This is a genomic window from Ancylobacter sp. GW821-FHT10E12, assembly GCF_058809335.1.
The window spans coordinates 1-18,641 of the sequence record NZ_JBXASN010000005.1 but is presented as its reverse complement, the minus strand read 5'-3'; the positions used below and the strand labels follow the sequence as shown (position 1 = coordinate 18,641).

Below are 18,641 nucleotides of genomic sequence, written 5' to 3'. Positions count from 1 at the left end.
CGCAGGAAGGCAAGCAGGCGCGGCTCGTCCCCCTGCGAGGCGATCAGGCCGAGCTTGCCGTTGAAGTCCTTGGGGCGCATGGACATTTCGGTCTTTTCTCCCTTGTCGACGCGGACGATCACCTCCACCTCGTCCCTGTAGGAGGCCGAGGCGTCGAAGGGCGACATCGTCACCAGCATGAACAGCGTTTCGCCCGGCTGGCTTTCCCAGCATTTGAACCCGGCCATGAAGCCGGATGCGACGTCGCCGATGAAGGCGATCCTGGTATCCTCCAGCGGATCCTCGTCGACTTTCAGCTCCCAGGCCAGCGCGGCCGAGGTGACGAAGATCATCGCGGCGGCGCCTGCAAGAATGCGTGTTTTCATGGTTTCCTCCCCCTTCCGGCACTGTCGGGGAGCGGAAACCGGCTATCAACTGGAAATTGCATTTATGAACATATGCACCCGATAAATGCATCTGCGCCGCTTGTCCGGCCCCGGCGGGCGCCATCGCGTGCTTCCGGCCTCGTGAGCCGCGTGGTGCGTTGTCGAGCGCAGGGGCGGGGGCACGGCGGCACGCGCGGGGGCACGCCGCGTCTCTCGTGGCGAGATGCCGGCTTCGGCCCTTCCCCTCGGAGGCGCGAGAGCTTATTTACATTCCAAATCCCTCTCGTCGCCGGGGCCTTGAACTCCGGTGGGCCAGGAGCCATCCATGTTCATCCAGACCGAGGCGACCCCGAACCCCGCCACCCTGAAGTTCCTGCCCGGCCGCTCCGTGCTCGGCGGCGGCACCTTCGAGGCGCGCAATCCCGACGAGGCGGTCCGTTCGCCGCTGGCCGCCAAGCTGTTCGACATTCCCGGCGTCAGCGGCGTGTTCTTCGGCTCCGATTTCGTCACCGTCACCAAGGACCGCGCCGAGTGGGCGCATCTGAAGCCGGCCATCCTCGGCGCCATCATGGAGCATTTCGTCTCCGGCCAGCCGGTCATGCCGGACCAGCACGAGCATGCCGACGACGACGCCTTCTTCGAGGCCAAGGATGCCGGCCTCGTCGACACCATCCGCGAGCTCATCGACACGCGGGTGCGCCCGGCGGTGGCCAATGACGGCGGCGACATCACCTTCCGCGGCTACAAGGACGGGGTGGTCTACCTCGCCATGAAGGGCTCCTGCTCCGGCTGCCCCTCCTCCACCGCGACGCTGAAGAACGGCATCGAGAACCTGCTGCGCCATTTCGTGCCGGATGTCGTCGAGGTGCGGCCGGTCTGATCGGCCTCACCGGACGTTCCGGTCGGACTTTCGGCCTCATCATACACCTCACCATACTTGAGGCCGGAGGGTGGAGCGGTATCCCGATAGGTCTTCCCGTCGGGCTTCGCTCCTGTGCATGGTGACGCGAAGGAGTGTGGCGCCCATGCTGATTCTCGCCCTCGATACCGCGCTGGAGGCCTGCTCCGTCGCCCTGTACGATGTCGCGCGCGATGAGACCCGCGCCCTCGAATCGGTGGCGATGACGCGGGGCCATGCCGAAGCGCTGGTTCCGATGGTCGAGCGCGTCATGACCGGATCGGGCTGCGATTTCAATGAGATAGACATGTTCGCCGTCACGGTGGGGCCGGGCAGCTTCACCGGATTGCGGGTCGGTCTGTCGGCGGCGCGCGGCTTCGGCCTTGCGGTCGGGCGGCCGGTGATCGGCGTGTCGACGCTGACCACGCTGGCCGCGCCGCTGATCGCCGAGGACGACAGCGTGCCGGTGGCCGCCGCCATCGATGCGCGGCATGAAAACCTTTATATTCAGATGCTTGGCCCGGGCGGGCGGGTCATGGTCTCCCCCCGCCAGCTGGCGCTGAAGGAGGCGGTGCGGGCGGTGGCGAACGGGCCGGTCCGCCTCGTCGGCTCCGGGGCCGCCCTGCTGGCGGCGGCCTGGCCGAGCACGGTGCCGGCACCGCTGGAGCTGCGCGCCACCACCATGCCCGACCCGATCTGGCTCGCCCGCCTCGCCGCCGTCGCCGATCCGGCGAAGTCCGAACCGCGCCCGCTCTATCTGCGCGAGGCCGATGCCAAGCCGCAGACCGCGGGGCGGATCGCCCGGCGATGAGCTGGAAAATCAGCGATATCGTAAAGGCTTGGCGCTCGCCGCCGGTCTTTCGCCCGGCCGTGTCCACGGACGCCGAAGCGCTCGCCGCCCTGCATGCGGCAAGCTTTCGCATCGGCTGGGATGCGGCGGAATTCGAGCGGCTGCTCGCCGACCGGCTGAGCCGGACCCTGGCCGCCACCGGGGGATCCGGCGGCCGGCTGGTGGGCTTCATCCTGCTGCACGGCGTCGCCCCGGAGATGGAGATTCTCTCGGTTGCGGTGGCGCGCAGCCATCGCGGCGCCGGAATCGGTCGCCAGCTGGTCGAACGCATCATGGGCCGCCTCGCGGCCGAGGGCATCACCACGCTGTTCCTGGAGGTGGAGGAGGGCAATGCCGCTGCCATAAAGCTTTATGAGAAAACAGGTTTTCGCGAGATCGGGCGCCGTTCCGGCTATTATCGCTCCACGGAGGGAAAGCCGGTATCGGCGATCGCCATGCGGCGCGACATCGGCTGACGAAACGGTTGCCCTCCACCGCCGCCTTGCGTCATAAGCACCGCAGAGGAGATGCTGCACGCATGACCGAGAAGCCGACCGCCATCGAGGATGCCTGCGTCACGCTGGGCCTGCGCATGACGGACCAGCGCCGCGTGATCGCGCGCGTGATCGCCGACGCCCAGGACCACCCGGACGTCGAGGAACTGCATCGCCGCGCCGCCGCGGTCGACGACCGCATCTCCATCTCCACCGTCTACAGGACGGTGAAGCTGTTCGAGGATGCCGGCATCATCGAGCGCCACGATTTCCGCGACGGCCGCTCGCGCTACGAGCCGGTGCCGGACGAGCATCACGATCATCTCATCGACCTGCGCTCCGGCCATGTGGTGGAATTCCGTTCCGAGGAAATCGAGCATCTGCAGGAAGAGATCGCCCGCAAGCTCGGCTTCCGGCTGGTCGGCCACCGGCTGGAGCTCTACGGCGTGCCGCTCGACTCCAAGCCGAAGAAATAGGCCGTGCGCATCGCCCTGGTGCTGGTGCCGGTACTGGTCGCGACCCTGCTCGGCATCCCCGTCCAATGGGCGGCGATCAAGCTGAACCTGCCCGCCCGGCGCTGGATTCCCGTGCTCTATCATCGCTTTGCGCTGGCGCTGCTCGGCGTGCGCGTGCGCGTCGTCGGTGCGCCGTCGGCCGACCGGCCGCTTCTCATCCTGTCGAACCACGTCTCCTGGCTGGATATTCTCGTGCTCGGCGCGCAGATGCCGCTGGGCTTCGTCGCCAAGAGCGAGGTCGGCACCTGGCCCGGCATCGGCCTGCTGGCGAGGCTGCAGCGCACCGTTTTCGTCGACCGTTCGGCGCGCGCCGCCACCGGGCGCGTCAATGGCGAGATCGCCCGCCGGCTCGACGACGGCGATCCGGTGGTGCTGTTCGCCGAGGGCACGTCGAGCGACGGCAACCGCGTGCTGCCCTTCCGCTCCGCCCTGGTCGGCGCCGCCCGGCCGAGCGCCGATGGCGCTCCTGCAACCATCCAGCCGCTCGCCATCGCCTATGTCGCGCAGGGGGGCGTGCCGCTCGGCCGCGCGCGCCGCCCGCTGGTGGCCTGGTATGGGGTGATGGATCTTGCCCCGCATCTCATGGAGGTGGTCCGGCGCGGCGGCATCGACGTCGAGCTCCGCTTCGGCGACCCCATCGACGGCAGCGAGCGCAAGGCGGCGACCGGCCGTGCCGAGGCGGCGGTGCGCGGCATGCTGGCGAACGCGCTCAATCCCCGCCCGGATTGAGGGGTGGAATCCGCGCGTCGGCTCATTTCCTTTTGGCGGGAATCCCGCTAAACAAAGGGAAGGTGTCGACCGAGGAGACGTACACGATCTCGACCAGGGAACGAGCGGCGGAAAGCGGAGGCGCCTCGTCACGGGCGTGTCGATCGCGTGCCGTGTCCTCAACCTTCAATGACCCTGTCGCCCAAGCGGGCCGGTGGGGCGGGTCGATCGATACGCCATGAGTGAATCGCAGAAACTGAGCGACGCGCGCAAACTCTACGTCCGTTCCTTCGGTTGCCAGATGAACGTCTATGACGCCCAGCGCATGACGGACACGATGGCGAGGGAAGGCTATGTCGAGACCGACACGCCGGACGACGCCGACCTCATCATCCTGAACACCTGCCATATTCGCGAGAAGGCGGCCGAAAAGGTCTATTCGGAGCTCGGCCGCCTGCGCAAGGCGCAGGAGCAAGCCGGCCGCAAGTCGATGGTGGCGGTTGCCGGCTGCGTCGCCCAGGCCGAGGGCGCCGAGATCATCAAGCGCGCCCGCGTCGTCGATCTCGTGGTCGGGCCGCAGAGCTATCACAAGCTGCCGGAACTGGTCGCCCGCGCCCGCGAGAAACGCGGCGTGGTCGAGACCGAGTTCCCGGTCGAGGACAAGTTCGATTTCCTCGCCCCGCCGACGCCCTCCGCCATCGCCAGGCGCGGACCGACCGCCTTCGTGACCGTTCAGGAGGGCTGCGACAAGTTCTGCACCTTCTGCGTGGTGCCCTATACCCGCGGCGCCGAGGTCTCGCGCCCGCTGGAGCGCATTCTCGACGAGGTGAAGCGCCTTGCCGATTCCAGGGTGCGCGAAGTCACGCTGATCGGCCAGAATGTCAATGCCTATCACGGCATCGACGCCCATGGCCGCAGCGCCAATCTCGCCGAGCTTATGCGCCGGGTGGCCGCGGTGCCGGGCATTGCCCGCATCCGCTACACCACCAGCCATCCGCGCGACATGGACGACGAACTGATCGCCGCCCATCGCGAGATGAGGGCGGTGATGCCCTACCTGCACCTGCCGGTGCAGTCCGGCTCCGACCGCATCCTGGCGGCGATGAACCGCAAGCACGATCGCGCGCTCTATCTCGAGATTGTCGGGCATGTGCGCGCGGCGCGGCCGGATATTGCCTTCTCCTCCGATTTCATCGTCGGCTTTCCCGGCGAGACCGACGAGGATTTCGCCGACACGATGAACCTCGTCGAACGCGTCGGCTTCGCCGGTGCCTTCTCGTTCAAATACAGCCCGCGCCCCGGCACGCCGGCCGCCGGGCTCGACCGGCAGGTGCCCGAGCCGGTGATGAATGAGCGCATCTACGCGCTGCAAGCCTTGCTCGACCGCCAGAAGGCGGCCTTCGACGCCGCCTGCCGCGGCCGGCGCTTCGACATCCTGCTGGAAAAGCCGGGCCGGCTGCCCGGACAGATCATCGGGCGCTCGCCCTATCTTCAATCCGTCGTGGTGCTGGCCCCGCGCGAGGCGATCGGCACGCTCGCCAGCGTGGTGGTGCGCGACGTCAGCACCAAGAGTCTTTCCGGCGACATCGTCGCGGGCGAATTCTGGCCCGAAGGTGTTCCCGCCGGCACGAGCGTGATGGGGCAGGTCGAGAAACTGGAGGCGTGAACGTGCGTCGTGGGGGATCGGATACGGACCGGACGCTGGTGGCGCCGCGCTCAGGCGCGCGGGGAACCGGCACGACGACACAGACAGCCTCGACCTCCCGCTGGCTAACGCCGGATTCGGAGATGTCGAGCCAGATCGTGCTCGCCTTCGACGACAACCGGCTCGCCAGCCTGCTATTCGGCAATTACGGCCAGAATCTCGCGGTCATCGAGCGGCGCCTCGAGATCGTCGCCGAGCAGCGCGGCAACCATGTCACGCTCGAGGGGCCGCGCGAGGCCTGCGATCAGGCCCGGCATGTGCTGGAGACCCTTTACGCGCGGCTGAAGAAGGGCGGCGAGATCGCCCCCGGCGATGTCGAGGGCGTGCTGCGCGAGGCGGCCTCGCAGGGCTTCCTGTTCGATTTCGACCCGGCGACGAAGAAGCAGAGCTTCGACGAGATCCAGCTGCGCCGCCGCCCGGTGCGCGCCCGCACCCTGGCGCAGGACGCCTATATCCGTGCGCTGAAGCGCCAGACGCTGGTATTCGGCGTCGGCCCCGCCGGCACCGGCAAGACCTGGCTGGCGGTCGCCTATGCGGTGCATCTGCTGGAGCGCCGGGTGGTCGACCGCATCATCCTGTCGCGTCCGGCGGTGGAGGCGGGTGAGCGGCTCGGCTTCCTGCCCGGCGACATGAAGGAGAAGGTCGACCCCTATCTGCGCCCGATCTACGATGCGCTGCACGACCTGATGGACAAGGCCTTCGTCGAGCGGGCGCTGGTCTCGGGCGAGATTGAGATCGCCCCGCTGGCCTTCATGCGCGGCCGCACGCTGGCCAATGCCTGCGTGATCCTCGACGAGGCGCAGAACACCACCTCGATGCAGATGAAGATGTTCCTCACCCGTCTCGGCGAGAACTCGCACATGATCGTCACCGGCGATCCGAGCCAGATCGACCTGCCGCCGGGCCAGACCTCTGGCCTCGCCGAGGCGGTCGGGCTGCTGGAAAATGTCGAGGGCGTCGAGGTCTGCCACTTCAACGCCGCCGACGTGGTGCGCCACGAACTCGTCGGCCGCATCGTCGCCGCCTATGACGGCAAGGCTGTCGCCGTCCGCCAGGCCTATGCCAAGGACGCGCCGAAGCCTGCGCCGGTTCCGGCGGCGGAGGAGCCGCCGCGATGACCGACGGCTCTCCCATCGAGGTCGACGTCCTCGTGGCCGACGGGCCCTGGTCCGAACGCCCGGAGGTCGCCGACCTCGTGGCGCGGGCGGTGCGTGCCGCCTATGCGGATGCCACGGCGGAATATGATCTCGGTATCGATGTGGGCGAGGTGGCGGTGATGCTCACCGACGATGCCGGCATCCGCACCCTCAACCGCGACTGGCGTTCCAAGGACAAGGCGACCAATGTGCTGTCTTTTCCGACGCCGCAGGTGGCGCGGGAGGCCGGCGAGCCCCATCTGGGCGATATTGCCATTGCCTATGAGACCGTCGCCCGGGAGGCGTCCGCCGAGGAGAAGAGCTTCGACGACCACCTGACCCATCTCGCCGTCCACGGCATGCTGCATCTGCTCGGCTTCGACCATGAAAGCCCGGACGAGGCCGAGGAGATGGAAGCCATGGAGCGCCTGATCCTGTCCCATCTCGGCATTGCCGATCCTTATGCCGAGACCGAACCCGTTCATCAAACCCTCTGAAGGCCATGTCCGACCCTGTTTCCAAAACCTCGCCCGCCGCCGACGCCTCGGCCAATGAAGGGCCAAGTATAAGTCCCGCCCCGCCCGCCGCCGAGCCCCGCGCCGGCGAGGGGCGGGGCGGGATTCTCGATCGTCTCCGCCACTTGCTCGGAGGCTGGCGGACCACGGGTTCGCTGCGCTCCGATCTCGCCGAGGCGCTGGCATCCAATGCCGAATTCACCGCCGATCTTTCGGCCACCGAACGCGCGATGCTCAAGAGCATCCTCGAACTGCGCGAGCAGCGGGTCGGCGACCTCATGGTGCCGCGCGCCGACATCGTCGCGGTACAGAAGGATATCTCGCTCGGCGAATTGCTGACGGTGTTCGCCAATGCCGGCCATTCGCGGCTCGTCGTCTATGACGACACGCTCGACGACCCGGTGGGCATGGTCCATATCCGCGATCTCGTCGCCTATCTGACCCAGCGCGCCATGACGCCGCGCGCCCCCGCTGCCGCCAGAGGTGAATCCGACGGCGGGCCGAAGGGCGCGACGCGGGCGGAGGGCAAGGCGGTTCCGGCCTTCAATCTCAAGGCGATCGACCTCTCCGCCTCGCTCAGCGCTGCGCGGCTGATCCGGCGCCTGCTCTTCGTGCCGCCCTCCATGCCGTCGATCGAGCTCCTGGCCAGCATGCAGGCCAGCCGCATCCATCTCGCCCTCGTCATCGACGAGTATGGCGGCACCGACGGCATCGTCTCCATGGAGGATCTGGTCGAGGAAATCGTCGGCGACATCGAGGACGAGCATGACGACGACGATGCGCCGATGATCGCCCGCCAGAGCGATGGCAGCTACATCGCCGATGCCCGCGCCGGCCTCGAGGAAGTCGCCGAGATGGTGGATCCGGCCTTCGCCAATGGCGAGGAGGCCGAGGAGGTGGATACGCTCGGCGGCCTGCTGGTCACCCTCGCCGGTCGCGTGCCGGTGCGCGGCGAGATCGTCGCCGGCCCCGGCGGCTTCGAGATCGAGGTGCTCGACGCCGATCCGCGTCGCGTCAAGCGCCTGCGCATCGCCGCTCCGCGCGGCAACGGGAATCCGCCGCGGGGGTCGGCGCGCGGGACGGCGCCGGACGAGCGCCCCTCGGCCAGCCTGCCGCCGCCGGCCCAGCAGAATGACAGCCTGCGCACCGCCGCCCTGCGCGGTCCCGATGCGGCATGAGGCGGTCTCTCCCGCTGCGTCGGATCCGCGTGCGGTGCTGAACGGGGCCGGCGGCCGAAAACCGGCGGCCCGCATGCTGAATCGTCTGGCTGCCGGCGTGCGGGGCGGGTCCTATGGCCGGCGGGCGCTTGTCGCCCTGCTCGCCGGAGCCGCCTCGGCGCTCGCCATGCCGCCCTTCAACCTGTGGCCGGTGCTGGCGCTGACGCTGCCGATCCTGGTGCTGCTGCTCGATGGCGTGCGCGAGGCGCATTCACGCCCGCATGCCGCGTTGCGGCCCGCCTTCGGGCTCGGCTGGTGCTTCGGCATGGGCTATTTCGTGGCCGGCCTATGGTGGATCGGCGCCGCTTTTCTGGTGCAGGCCGACGACTTCGCCTGGCTGATGCCCTTCGCCGTATTGGGCCTGCCGGCCTATCTCGCGGTATATACGGGGCTGGGCGCGGCCGGCGGCATGCTGTTCTGGCCGCCTGGGCCGGCACGGGTTCTCGGCTTCGCCGCCATGATGACCCTCGCCGAATGGCTGCGCGGCACGCTGCTCACCGGCTTTCCCTGGAACAATTTCGGCTATGCGCTGGCGACCGACCTGAATTTCGCGCAGGCGAGCGCGGTGTTCGGGTTGAACGGCCTGTGCCTCGTCACGCTCGCCGGCCTGAGCAGCCTCGTCGCGCTCGTCGACGGCCGGCGGTCGGCGCGTGCCCGGTTCGCCCCGCCACTCGTCGCGGCGGTCGTGTTGGCGGGGATGTGGGTGGGCGGCGCCTGGCGTCTCGCTCATGTCGACGTCGGCGCGGTGCCCGGCGTGAAGCTGCGCATCATGCAGCCCGACCTGCCGCAGGACCAGAAGTTCCGCTACGATGCGCGGCGCAGCGTCATGGACCTCTATGTCGCCACCAGCCAGAGCGAGGGCGGGCTCCAGGGCATCACCCATCTGTTCTGGCCCGAATCCGCCTTCCCGTTTTTCATCGACCGCGAGCCCGAGGCGCGAGCCAGGCTGGGAGAGATGCTGCCGGAGGGCACGGTGCTGGTGACGGGGGCCGCCCGGCTGGAGGCGCGGCCGGGCGGTGGACAGCCTGCGGCGTATAACAGCCTGCTCGCCATCGATTCGCAGGGCCGGACCATTGCCACCGCCGACAAGGTGCATCTCGTTCCGTTCGGCGAATACCTTCCGTTTCAGGAAACGCTGGAGGCGCTGGGGCTGCAGCAACTTACGCGTGTACGCGGTGGTTTCTCGGCGGCGAGGGAGCGCCGGCCGATGGAAATTTCGGGATTGCCCCCCGCTTTGCCGTTAATATGTTACGAAGCAATATTCCCCGCCGAAATTGTATCGGTAAGCAACTCCGCGGACGGCGGGCGCCGGGGCATGTTGCTCAACGTCAGTAACGACGCTTGGTTCGGCGAGACGCCCGGGCCGTTCCAGCACTTCGAACAGTCCCGGCTGCGTGCCGTTGAGGAAGGATTGCCGCTGGTCCGTGCAACGAATAACGGCATATCCGCCATCGTCGACCCCTTGGGGCGAGTGATCGGCATGCTACCATTGGGTGCGCGCGGCGTTCTCGACGGCGCACTGCCACAAGCACTTCCTCGAACCATTTATGTCAATATTGGCAGTCTTGTGTTCGGATCCCTGCTTGCATTTTGCCTGCTGATCGCCTTTGCATCGCAACATAGATATACACGCAAAGATTGATCGACGTAGGCGCGTAGTTTGCCTAGACTGCTTGCCCTGATCGATGCGCTTTCCCTTCCCGAGAGGGGAGGGGAGGTATTTTTTTGTCCGAATCGGGGATGCCGATGACCAAGAAGTCTCCCAATCCAATAGACAAGCATGTTGGAAGCCGTGTGCGCATGCGCCGGATGATGATCAACATGAGCCAGGAGAAGCTGGGGGAAAGCTTGGGCATTACTTTTCAGCAAATTCAGAAATACGAAAAGGGCACCAACCGCATCGGCGCCAGCCGTCTGCAGCATATCGCCAATGTGCTGGGCGTCCCGGTTGCGTTCTTCTTCGAGGGCGCTCCCAGCATCGGCGCGATGGCTTCCGGCCTCGCGGAAGAGTCCTCACCGGCCTATGTCGCCGATTTTCTCGCGACCTCCGAGGGCCTCGCGCTGACCCGGGCCTTCACCCGCATCTCGGACGTCAAGGTGCGCCGACGGATCGTCGATCTCGTCGAGGCGCTCGCGGACGAGGCCACCCCCGGCTGAAGCGAGGTGGCCCGAGGAGAGGTGGCGTTCGTTTTTCCGAACGAATTCGTCCGCAAATCTTGACCGGCCTTGTCTGTCTTGCCAGAAAAGGCCGGCTGGACGTCATCTCTGCGCCGGCCGTGATGATGAGGAGCCGACGCGTGTCTCGACAAGCCTACGTATTTACGAGTGAATCCGTTTCCGAAGGCCATCCCGACAAGGTCTGCGACCGCATTTCGGACGAAGTCGTCGACGCCTTCTTCAGGGAAGGCCCGGCTCTCGGTTGGGATCCGAGCCATCTGCGCGTCGCCTGCGAGACCCTGGCGACCACCAATCGTGTCGTGATCGCCGGCGAGACCCGCGGCCCCGCGGCCATCACCCGCGACTTCATCACCCATATCGCCCGCCTCGCCATCAAGGATATCGGCTACGAGCAGGAAGGCTTCCACTGGGAAGACGCCGACATCGAGGTGCTTCTGCACGCGCAGTCGGCGGATATCGCCCAGGGTGTCGATTCGGCCGGCAACAAGGACGAGGGTGCCGGCGACCAGGGCATCATGTTCGGCTATGCCTGCCGCGAGACGCCCGAGCTGATGCCGGCGCCGATCTATTACGCGCACCGCATTCTCAAGCTGCTGGCCAATGCCCGCCATTCCGGCGAGAGCTCGGTGCTCGGCCCCGATGCCAAGAGCCAGGTGACGGTGCGCTATGAGGGTGGCAAGCCGGTCGAGGTCACGCAGATCGTGCTGTCGACCCAGCATCTCGACGCCGATCTCAGCTCCCACGACGTGCAATCGATCGTCGAGCCCTATATCCGCGAGGCGCTGCCGGAAGGCTGGGTGACGCCCTCGACCATCTGGCACGTCAACCCGACCGGCAAGTTCGTCATCGGCGGGCCGGACGGCGATTGTGGCCTTACCGGCCGCAAGATCATCGTCGACACCTATGGCGGCGCGGCGCCGCATGGCGGCGGCGCCTTTTCCGGCAAGGACCCGACCAAGGTCGACCGATCGGCGGCCTATGCGGCCCGCTACCTCGCCAAGAACGTGGTGGCGGCGGAGCTTGCCCAGCGCTGCACCATCCAGCTCGCCTATGCCATCGGCGTGTCCGACCCGCTCGCCGTCTATGTCGACCTGCACGGCACCGGCGAGGTGGACGAGGCTAGGCTGGAGACCGTGCTGCGCGAGGTGATGAACCTGCGGCCGCGCGGCATTCGCGAGCATCTCGACCTCAACAAGCCGATCTATGCCCGCACCTCCGCCTATGGCCATTTCGGCCGCGCGCCGGAAGAGGATGGCGGCTTCTCCTGGGAACGTACCGATCTGGCCGCCGCGATCCGTTCGGCGGTCGGCTGAGCCCGGCTTGCACCTTTCCACCGATGATTTTATGCGGGGCGGATCTGCGGATCCGCCCCGCATTGTTTCCGGATGAACGATGATGAACAGCGTGCCCGAGGATGACCGCGACCCGGATCGTGACCGAGGCCGCGATCCCACCGCGCGCGAGGCGGGATTCTATGGCCGGCGCAAGGGCAAGCCGCTGCGCGCGCAGCAGGCCGCCCATCTCGATGCCGACCTGCCACGGCTGCAGATCGACCTCGCCGCCCTCGGCACGGCGCCGCTTGCGGCGCTGTTTCCGGTGCCGGTGTCGTCCGTCCGGCTGGAGATCGGCTTCGGCGGCGGCGAGCATCTGCTGGCGGAGGCGGCTCGCCATCCCGCGATCGGCTATATCGGGGCGGAAGCCTTCGTGAACGGCGTCGCCAAGGCGACGGCGGGCATTGTCGCCGCCGGGCTCGCCAATGTGCGGCTCCATGGCGACGATGTCGTGCCGCTGCTCGACCGGCTGCCGCCCGCCTCGCTGGAGCGCATCGACCTGCTCTATCCCGATCCCTGGCCGAAGCGTCGCCACTGGAAGCGGCGCTTCGTGCGGCCGGACAATATCGACCGGATCGCCCGTTTGCTGCCGCCGGGCGGCCGCTTCCGCTTCGCCACCGATGTCGAGGACTATGCCGCCTGGACGCTGCGCCACTTCCTCGCCGACGAGCGTTTCGACTGGACCGCGCGCGTCGCCGACGACTGGCGGCAGCCCTGGGGCGGCTGGCCCGGCACGCGCTACGAGGCCAAGGCGGTGCGCGAGGGGCGGATACCGGGTTATTACGAGTTCCGGCGCATCTGATTACCGCATAGACTGGAACCTAGCCGCCCCGGCGACGTTGTGTGGAGGCACCATCGGGGTATGGCACAGGAGACCAGAATGGCCGATCCAAATCCGCAGGAAGATTTCTCCAAGCTCACCGCCGATCTCGCCACCCTGCGGGAGGACGTTGCCAAGCTCGCCGAATCGTTGGCGTCTCTCGCCAGGCAGGAGAGTGCCGCCGCTGCCGAGACGGTGAAGCAGAAGGTGCGCACCGGCAAGGCGCAGGCTGAGGCGACCGCCGCCGGGCTGCTCGACGAGGGCGTCGCCGCGCTCGCGGATGCCAAGACCTGCGCCAAGGCCTTTGGCAATGACGTCAGCACGGCCATCGAACGCAATCCATTCGCCGCCGTGGTCGCGGCGCTCGGCGTCGGTTTCGTCTTCGGCCTGCTGTCGCGGAGCCGGTGATGCTGAAGCTGCTGCTCGGTCTGGTCGGCGTCGAAATCGATCGCGCCATGCGCCGCGCCGCGACGACCGCGCTGCTGTTCTTCCTCGGCGCGCTGCTGTTCGGCGGCGCGCTGCTGTCGGTGCTTGTTGCGATTTTCATTGCACTGGCAGAGGCTTACGATCCCTTGGTCGCCGCGCTGCTCATCGCGGCGCTGTGCTTCGTGCTCGGCAGCGGCCTGCTTGTCGCCGCCTATGCCCGGTTGCGCAGCCGCTCGCGCCGCGCGGCATTTCCGTCGCTTGCCGCGCTGGGTGCGGCGCCCGCTGCACCGGCGAATCGTCCTGCCGAACCGCCGGCGCCGCCGATGAGCGCGAGGACCGTGGTGGGAATTGCCTCGGCGGTGGCGATTGTCGGCCTTATTCTTGGCCGACGTATCTGAAACTCTCCGCTTCGTGCGCGACGCAGGCCGTTCCGGCTACCTCCCGTTCTTGCAGGACCGGGCAAAAAGGAACAATCTGCCCGCTGGCACTTGGGTCGCCGGCCGCTTGAGCGGCCGCGGCTGACAGGGTTTGCCGCTGGAGGTTCTGAATTTGACGTTTCGACGCTCGTCGCTGCGGCCGGGTGCGGCCGTACTCGCCCTGCTGCTGGCCCTTGGCGGGGCGACGACGGCACTGGCTGAGGCACCGCCCGCCGCGCTCATCGCCCGCTCATCGCCCGCCGGTAATTATCTCGCCGCCCGCCTCGCCCTCGCTGAGCGCGATACGGGTGCTGCGGCCGCCTATTATCGTGCGCTGGTGCGGGTTTTCCCGCGCAATGGCGAGATTCTGGAGCGCGCCTTTCTGACCCTGCTCGCCGACGGATCGATCGACGAGGCGGTGGAGCTCGCCCAGCGAATCATCCGCATCGATCCCGAGCACGCGCTGGCGCGGCTGGTGCTCGGCGTGAAGGCGATCAAGGCCAAGCAATATGTCACCGCCCGCTCCAATCTGCGCCGCGCGGGGGACGGCGCCATCGCCGAGCTCAGCTCGACGCTGATGAGCGCATGGAGCCAGCTCGGTTCCGGCAATGCCCGCACCGGCGTGGCGGCGATCGACGAATTGCAGGGGCCGGAATGGTACCAGGGCTTCAAGGCGCTGCATTCGGGCCTGCTCCTCGATGCCGCCGGCATGCGCAAGGAGGCCGGCCCGCGGCTGGAGCAGGCGCTGAAGCTCGACCCGCGCATGCTGCGGGTGGTCGACGCCTATGCCCGCTGGGCCTCGCGCAGCGGCAACAAGAAGCTCGCCGTCGAGACCTACGAGGCCTATGACAAGGTGGCGCCGAACGACCCGCTGGTCGAAAAGGCGATGGAGCAGCTCGACGCCGGCAAGACCTTGCCGTTGCTCGTCGATTCGCCCGCCGCGGGCGCTGCGGAAGTGATGTACGGCCTCGGCGCCGCGCTCGGCCGGCAGGGTGGAGAGGACCTCGCGCTGGTCTATCTGCAGCTTGGCCGCTGGCTCGATCCCTCGCATCCGCTGATCGAGGTGACGCTCGCCGACCTGTTCGAGAGCATGAACAAGCATGACGAGGCGATCGTGCTGTTCCGGGCGGTGCCGACGGATTCGCCGCTGAAGCTCAATGCCGACATCCAGCTCGGCATCAACCTGAATGCCGCCGGCCAGAAGGACGAGGCGGAGAAGACGCTGGAAGCGGCGCTGGCCCGCAATCCCAAGGATTTGCGCGCCATGATGGCGCTCGGCGACGTGCTGCGCTCGAACGAGAAGTTCGACAAGGCGGCGGCCATCTATACCCAGGCCATCGACCAGCTGAAGGCGCCCGCCGCACAGAACTGGACGCTGTACTATTTCCGCGGCATTTCCTACGAGCGCACCAAGCAGTGGGACAAGTCCGAGGCGGACCTGAAGAAGGCGCTGGAGCTGCGCCCCGACCAGCCGCACGTGTTGAATTATCTCGGTTATTCCTGGATCGACCAGGGAATCAACCTCGACCAGGGACTGGAGATGATCCGCAAGGCGGTGACGCTCCGGCCGGATGACGGCTATTTCATCGACAGCCTGGGCTGGGCCTATTACCGCATCGGCAAATATGACGACGCGGTGCGCGAGCTGGAGCGGGCCGTCGAGCTGAAGCCGAACGAGGCGGTGATCAACGACCATCTCGGCGACGCCTACTGGAAGGTCGGTCGCCAGCTGGAGGCGCGGTTCAAGTGGAACCAGGCGCGCGATCTCGATCCCGAACCGGCGGATCTCGTCAAGATCGACCGCAAGATCGCGGTCGGCCTCGACGAGGCGCAGAAGACCGAGGCGGCGCAGAACAACGCCTCGGTCGACAAGCCCGCGACCCCGCCCGTGGCGGCGAAGCCGGCTGGCGGGGGAGGCTGATTCCTCAGCCTCCCCCGTGGGTTAGCTGAGGATCAGGCGGTCGCGGTGCGACCGGCGAAGAGCAGCGGGCGCGAGCGCAGGGCGAACGCGCCGTCGCCGATCAGCCACAGGGCAAAGGACGTGACGATCAGGAAGGCCGGGTATTCCCAGCCGCCGCCGGCGGAGGAGAACAGCCAGCCATTGCCGATATGCGCGCTCATCGCCCCGACCATTACCGGGATCATGAGAAGGGCGACGTGGCGGGCATAGACGCCGGCCACGATCAGCAGCCCGCCGACCAGCTCGGCCAGGATCACCGGGCCGGCGAGGAAGGTCGGGAATCCGATGCTGCCGAGATAGCCGGCAAAGCCCGGAACGGTGAAGACGAGGTACTTCAGTAGGGCGTGCGAGATCCACATGAGGCCGAGGGCCACGCGCAGGACGAAGACGCCATAGGGGGCGGAGCGGGTGTCGATCATGGTCGTGTATCCGTGTCCAGTGAGTATGGTGAGGTGTACGGTCAGGCCGAAAACGTCGTGACACAGACGTAACCCACTGCAGCACGGCACGCGATAGCCGGAAAAACCGGACCTACATTGCAAATGTGCAATGGTTCGATTCGCACGGCAAACCCGGTCGAATCGCGGCTGCGCGCGGAAGTGAAAATCGGGCTCGGAGCCCCCTCGTTGGGGCGGCTTCGGGCCGTTCGGGAGCGGGCGCCGCCGGCGGGGTGAAGCCGGGCGCGCCGGGAGGCCCCCGCGATGCGGTCATGCCCGGTTCGGGCGCTCGCTGGAAATGGGTCGGTCGCGGGAAGGCCGCCTCCAGCGCCGGGCCGGCTGTCGCGGCGCCGTCGCTCCCTCGGCGTCCGGTCGTCCGAACGTCGCCCGTTCGGGCGGAATCATCCGGCAAACAGGACGATGCCGGGGGCCGCACGAGCGGCCGGCTTGGCGGCGGCGCTGTCCGTCGTCGCCGGCAGCCTGCGTCGCCGGCAACCTGCCGAGTGGACGTCGTCTAGCGGGCGCCGTCTAGTGGACGTCGTCCTGCGCGTCGTCGACGCGGGCGGTCTGGGTGCCGGCGCTCGCCCGCGTGCGCTCGACCAGCCGCGTGCGGCCGCTGCCGCCGCGCTTGAATTCGCACCAGAGATTGTCGAAGCCGGCGAGATTGCCGCGGAAGGCCTCGGTCGAGGTCTTCTCCAGCTCGAAGCAGGGCTGGAAGGCCACGCCCTTGAGCCTGGCGCAGACCTTTTCGTCCTTCGTCTGCACCGTCCCGGCGGGCAGGGCGACATAGCGGGCATTGCCCTTGCCGCGCACCTGGATGGTGCCGGCCACCGAGCCGTCCTTCAGCACCCGGCCGGCGCCGACCGTGCCCTCGTAGCAGCTATAGGAAAAGGTGCGCCCGACCACGAAGCGCTGGGCGCTCTGCGCATTCATCGGCTCGGCCGACACCGTCGCGGTGGAGGCGGCAAGTGTGGCGGCACATCCGGCAGCGGCAGCCAAAAGAACGGACGTTACCCGCATGCGAGACCTTCCCATCAGGACCTGTTCATCGACCCGGCGCCGCTTCCCGAGGGCGCCGCTTCACGATGCGCCGCAATTTCCGCTTCCCGCAAGAGCCGGGCCGGAACCGGGCACCGCTCGGGGTGCTGCGGCCGCCGACCTGTTGCAGGATTGCTACGCGGATCGCCCGCAACGCCGGATGAATCCTGGCACGAGATGGTTAACAGGCTGCCAACGCGCCCGCGGTCAGGTGACCGAAGGATGCAGGCGCTCGGCCACAGGACGCTCGACGATCGGCAGGTTGATGATCGCCGAGGCGAAGGAAAGCGCCACCGACAGCCACCAGACCAGCTCGTAATTGCCGAGCCGCTCATAGAGCACCCCGCCGAGCCACACGCCGAGGAAGCCGCCGACCTGGTGGCTGAAGAAGGCGAAGCCGTACAGCATGGCGAGATAGCGGGTGCCGAACATCAGCATGACGAGGCCGGATGTCGGCGGCACGGTGGACAGCCACAGCAGCCCGATGGCGATGCCGAAGCCGATCGAGGCGATGGGGCTGGCCGGCAGCAGGATGAAGACGGCGATGGCGATGCCGCGGGCGAAATAGATGGCGGCCAGCAGGTAGCGGCGCGACATCCGGCTCGACAGCCAGCCGGAGCCGAGCGAGCCGACCATGTTGGCGAGGCCGATCACCGCCAGCGTCCAGCCGCCGATGGTGATGGAGAGCCCGCGATCGGTGAGGTAGGCCGGCAGGTGGGTGGTGACGAAGGCGAGCTGGAAGCCGCAGGTGAAGAAGCCGAGCACCAGGAACACATAGCTCGGGTGGCGGAAGGCCTGGCTGAGCGCTGCGCCGATGGTCTGCTTCGGCTCGCTGCTCACCGTGCCGGCGCGGGGCGGGCTCATCAGCGCCACCGCCAGCGGCAGCACCATCAGCATGGTGCCGGCGAAGACGATCAGCGTCTCCTGCCAGCCCACCGTGCCGATCAGGCCGGCCGCCAGCGGCGGGAACAGGAACTGGCCGAACGAGCCGGCGGCGGTGCCGGCGCCGAACGCCATCGGCCGCCACTTGTCCGGCAGCATCTTGCCGAAGGCGGCGAGCACGATGTTGAACGAGCAGCCCGACAGGCCGAAGCCGACGATGACGCCGGCGGACAGGTGCAGCAGGCCGGGCGTCGAGGCATAGGCCATCAGCGCCAGGCCGGCGGCATAGAGCAGCGCGCCGGCGCACAGCACGCGGGCGACGCCGTAGCGGTCGGCGATCGCCCCGGCGAACGGCGTGCCCAGCCCCCAGATCAGGTTCTGGATGGCGATGGCGAGGCCGAACGTGTCGCGGCCCCAGCCATATTCCTGCGTCATCGGCAGCAGGAAGATGCCGGAGGAGGCGCGCGGCCCGAAGGTGAGCATGGCGACGAGGCAGCCGCACAGCACGATGATCAGCGGCGCGCGCCGCGCCAGGCCGGCGCCGGAGGCAGGGAAAGTGGCGGACATGGCAATCGTCTCGGGGAGCGGGGACCGGGATGCTGGCAAATTACAGTCCGCGTGCCGACCTCTATAACGAATAATTTTGCGGTCGGTCATCAGCAAAATAGATGAATGGCCGCTGGTCGTGCTGGCCCGCATAGTGTCCAGCCTCGCCCGCCGCCCGCCGCCCGCCGCCCGCCGCCCGCCGCCCGCCGCCCGCCGCCCGCCGCC

General features: G+C 67.8%; 20 protein-coding genes. 17 read left to right on the top strand and 3 right to left on the bottom strand.

The annotated features are described in order from the left end of the window. The first annotated feature begins 177 nt into the window (after positions 1 to 177). From AC1RU4_RS07875 to AC1RU4_RS07795, 17 genes are all read left to right on the top strand, one after another. The gene (locus AC1RU4_RS07875; RefSeq protein ID WP_492890509.1) at positions 178 to 450 is read left to right on the top strand and encodes a hypothetical protein; all 273 of its coding nucleotides are present in this window, start codon (positions 178 to 180) and stop codon (positions 448 to 450) included. A 240-nt stretch (positions 451 to 690) separates the two neighbouring features. Further along, entirely contained in the window at positions 691 to 1,245 is a 555-nt protein-coding gene (locus AC1RU4_RS07870) for a NifU family protein (protein WP_492890508.1), read from the top strand. Between the two features lie 145 nt (positions 1,246 to 1,390). Next, positions 1,391 to 2,074, top strand: coding sequence for a tRNA (adenosine(37)-N6)-threonylcarbamoyltransferase complex dimerization subunit type 1 TsaB (gene tsaB, locus AC1RU4_RS07865; RefSeq protein ID WP_492890507.1), 684 nt, complete (start codon positions 1,391 to 1,393; stop codon positions 2,072 to 2,074). Continuing rightward, positions 2,071 to 2,568: a ribosomal protein S18-alanine N-acetyltransferase gene (gene rimI / locus AC1RU4_RS07860; protein ID WP_492890506.1), complete on the top strand. Its 498-nt coding sequence runs from the start codon at positions 2,071 to 2,073 to the stop codon at positions 2,566 to 2,568. The genes tsaB and rimI overlap by 4 nt, the downstream gene beginning before the upstream one ends. 62 nt (positions 2,569 to 2,630) lie before the next feature. Next, a complete protein-coding gene (locus AC1RU4_RS07855; protein WP_492890505.1) occupies positions 2,631 to 3,062 on the top strand; it encodes a Fur family transcriptional regulator in 432 nt (143 codons plus the stop codon). Between the two features lie 3 nt (positions 3,063 to 3,065). Further along, positions 3,066 to 3,830 carry a lyso-ornithine lipid O-acyltransferase gene (gene olsA / locus AC1RU4_RS07850; protein WP_492890504.1) on the top strand — a complete coding sequence of 255 codons (765 nt, stop codon included), beginning with the start codon at positions 3,066 to 3,068 and terminating at the stop codon, positions 3,828 to 3,830. Positions 3,831 to 4,047: 217 nt separating this feature from the next. Then, positions 4,048 to 5,475 (top strand): tRNA (N6-isopentenyl adenosine(37)-C2)-methylthiotransferase MiaB, encoded by a 1,428-nt coding sequence (miaB, locus tag AC1RU4_RS07845; protein ID WP_492890503.1) that lies wholly within the window; start codon positions 4,048 to 4,050, stop codon positions 5,473 to 5,475. A 122-nt stretch (positions 5,476 to 5,597) separates the two neighbouring features. Beyond that, the gene (locus tag AC1RU4_RS07840; RefSeq protein ID WP_492890502.1) at positions 5,598 to 6,632 is read left to right on the top strand and encodes a PhoH family protein; all 1,035 of its coding nucleotides are present in this window, start codon (positions 5,598 to 5,600) and stop codon (positions 6,630 to 6,632) included. After that, positions 6,629 to 7,147: an rRNA maturation RNase YbeY gene (ybeY, locus tag AC1RU4_RS07835; RefSeq protein ID WP_492890501.1), complete on the top strand. Its 519-nt coding sequence runs from the start codon at positions 6,629 to 6,631 to the stop codon at positions 7,145 to 7,147. Before AC1RU4_RS07840 ends, ybeY begins: the two co-directional genes overlap by 4 nt. 5 nt (positions 7,148 to 7,152) lie before the next feature. Further along, positions 7,153 to 8,343, top strand: coding sequence for a hemolysin family protein (locus AC1RU4_RS07830; RefSeq protein WP_492890500.1), 1,191 nt, complete (start codon positions 7,153 to 7,155; stop codon positions 8,341 to 8,343). Positions 8,344 to 8,416: 73 nt separating this feature from the next. Then, positions 8,417 to 10,024, top strand: a complete 1,608-nt coding sequence (gene lnt, locus AC1RU4_RS07825; RefSeq protein WP_492890499.1) for an apolipoprotein N-acyltransferase — start codon at positions 8,417 to 8,419, stop codon at positions 10,022 to 10,024. A 104-nt stretch (positions 10,025 to 10,128) separates the two neighbouring features. Further along, positions 10,129 to 10,539 (top strand): helix-turn-helix domain-containing protein, encoded by a 411-nt coding sequence (locus AC1RU4_RS07820; RefSeq protein ID WP_492890758.1) that lies wholly within the window; start codon positions 10,129 to 10,131, stop codon positions 10,537 to 10,539. Positions 10,540 to 10,583: 44 nt separating this feature from the next. Next, positions 10,584 to 11,873 (top strand): methionine adenosyltransferase, encoded by a 1,290-nt coding sequence (gene metK, locus AC1RU4_RS07815; protein ID WP_492890757.1) that lies wholly within the window; start codon positions 10,584 to 10,586, stop codon positions 11,871 to 11,873. An 82-nt stretch (positions 11,874 to 11,955) separates the two neighbouring features. Further along, positions 11,956 to 12,693, top strand: a complete 738-nt coding sequence (gene trmB, locus AC1RU4_RS07810) for a tRNA (guanine(46)-N(7))-methyltransferase TrmB (RefSeq protein ID WP_492890498.1) — start codon at positions 11,956 to 11,958, stop codon at positions 12,691 to 12,693. Between the two features lie 78 nt (positions 12,694 to 12,771). Next, the gene (locus tag AC1RU4_RS07805; protein WP_492890497.1) at positions 12,772 to 13,119 is read left to right on the top strand and encodes a hypothetical protein; all 348 of its coding nucleotides are present in this window, start codon (positions 12,772 to 12,774) and stop codon (positions 13,117 to 13,119) included. After that, positions 13,119 to 13,535 carry a phage holin family protein gene (locus AC1RU4_RS07800; RefSeq protein WP_492890496.1) on the top strand — a complete coding sequence of 139 codons (417 nt, stop codon included), beginning with the start codon at positions 13,119 to 13,121 and terminating at the stop codon, positions 13,533 to 13,535. The genes AC1RU4_RS07805 and AC1RU4_RS07800 overlap by 1 nt, the downstream gene beginning before the upstream one ends. 151 nt (positions 13,536 to 13,686) lie before the next feature. Continuing rightward, positions 13,687 to 15,474, top strand: a complete 1,788-nt coding sequence (locus tag AC1RU4_RS07795) for a tetratricopeptide repeat protein (RefSeq protein ID WP_492890495.1) — start codon at positions 13,687 to 13,689, stop codon at positions 15,472 to 15,474. Positions 15,475 to 15,506: 32 nt separating this feature from the next. Here the strand turns inward: AC1RU4_RS07795 and AC1RU4_RS07790 are convergent, their stop codons facing one another. The 3 genes from AC1RU4_RS07790 to AC1RU4_RS07780 form a co-directional block, all read right to left on the bottom strand. Then, complete coding sequence (locus AC1RU4_RS07790; RefSeq protein ID WP_492890494.1) at positions 15,507 to 15,932, bottom strand: DoxX family protein; 426 nt, start codon at positions 15,930 to 15,932, stop codon at positions 15,507 to 15,509. A 546-nt stretch (positions 15,933 to 16,478) separates the two neighbouring features. Further along, positions 16,479 to 16,970 (bottom strand): hypothetical protein, encoded by a 492-nt coding sequence (locus AC1RU4_RS07785; RefSeq protein ID WP_492890493.1) that lies wholly within the window; start codon positions 16,968 to 16,970, stop codon positions 16,479 to 16,481. 225 nt (positions 16,971 to 17,195) lie between these two features. Then, positions 17,196 to 18,437: an MFS transporter gene (locus AC1RU4_RS07780; protein WP_492890492.1), complete on the bottom strand. Its 1,242-nt coding sequence runs from the start codon at positions 18,435 to 18,437 to the stop codon at positions 17,196 to 17,198. Between the last annotated feature and the right edge of the window lie 204 nt (positions 18,438 to 18,641).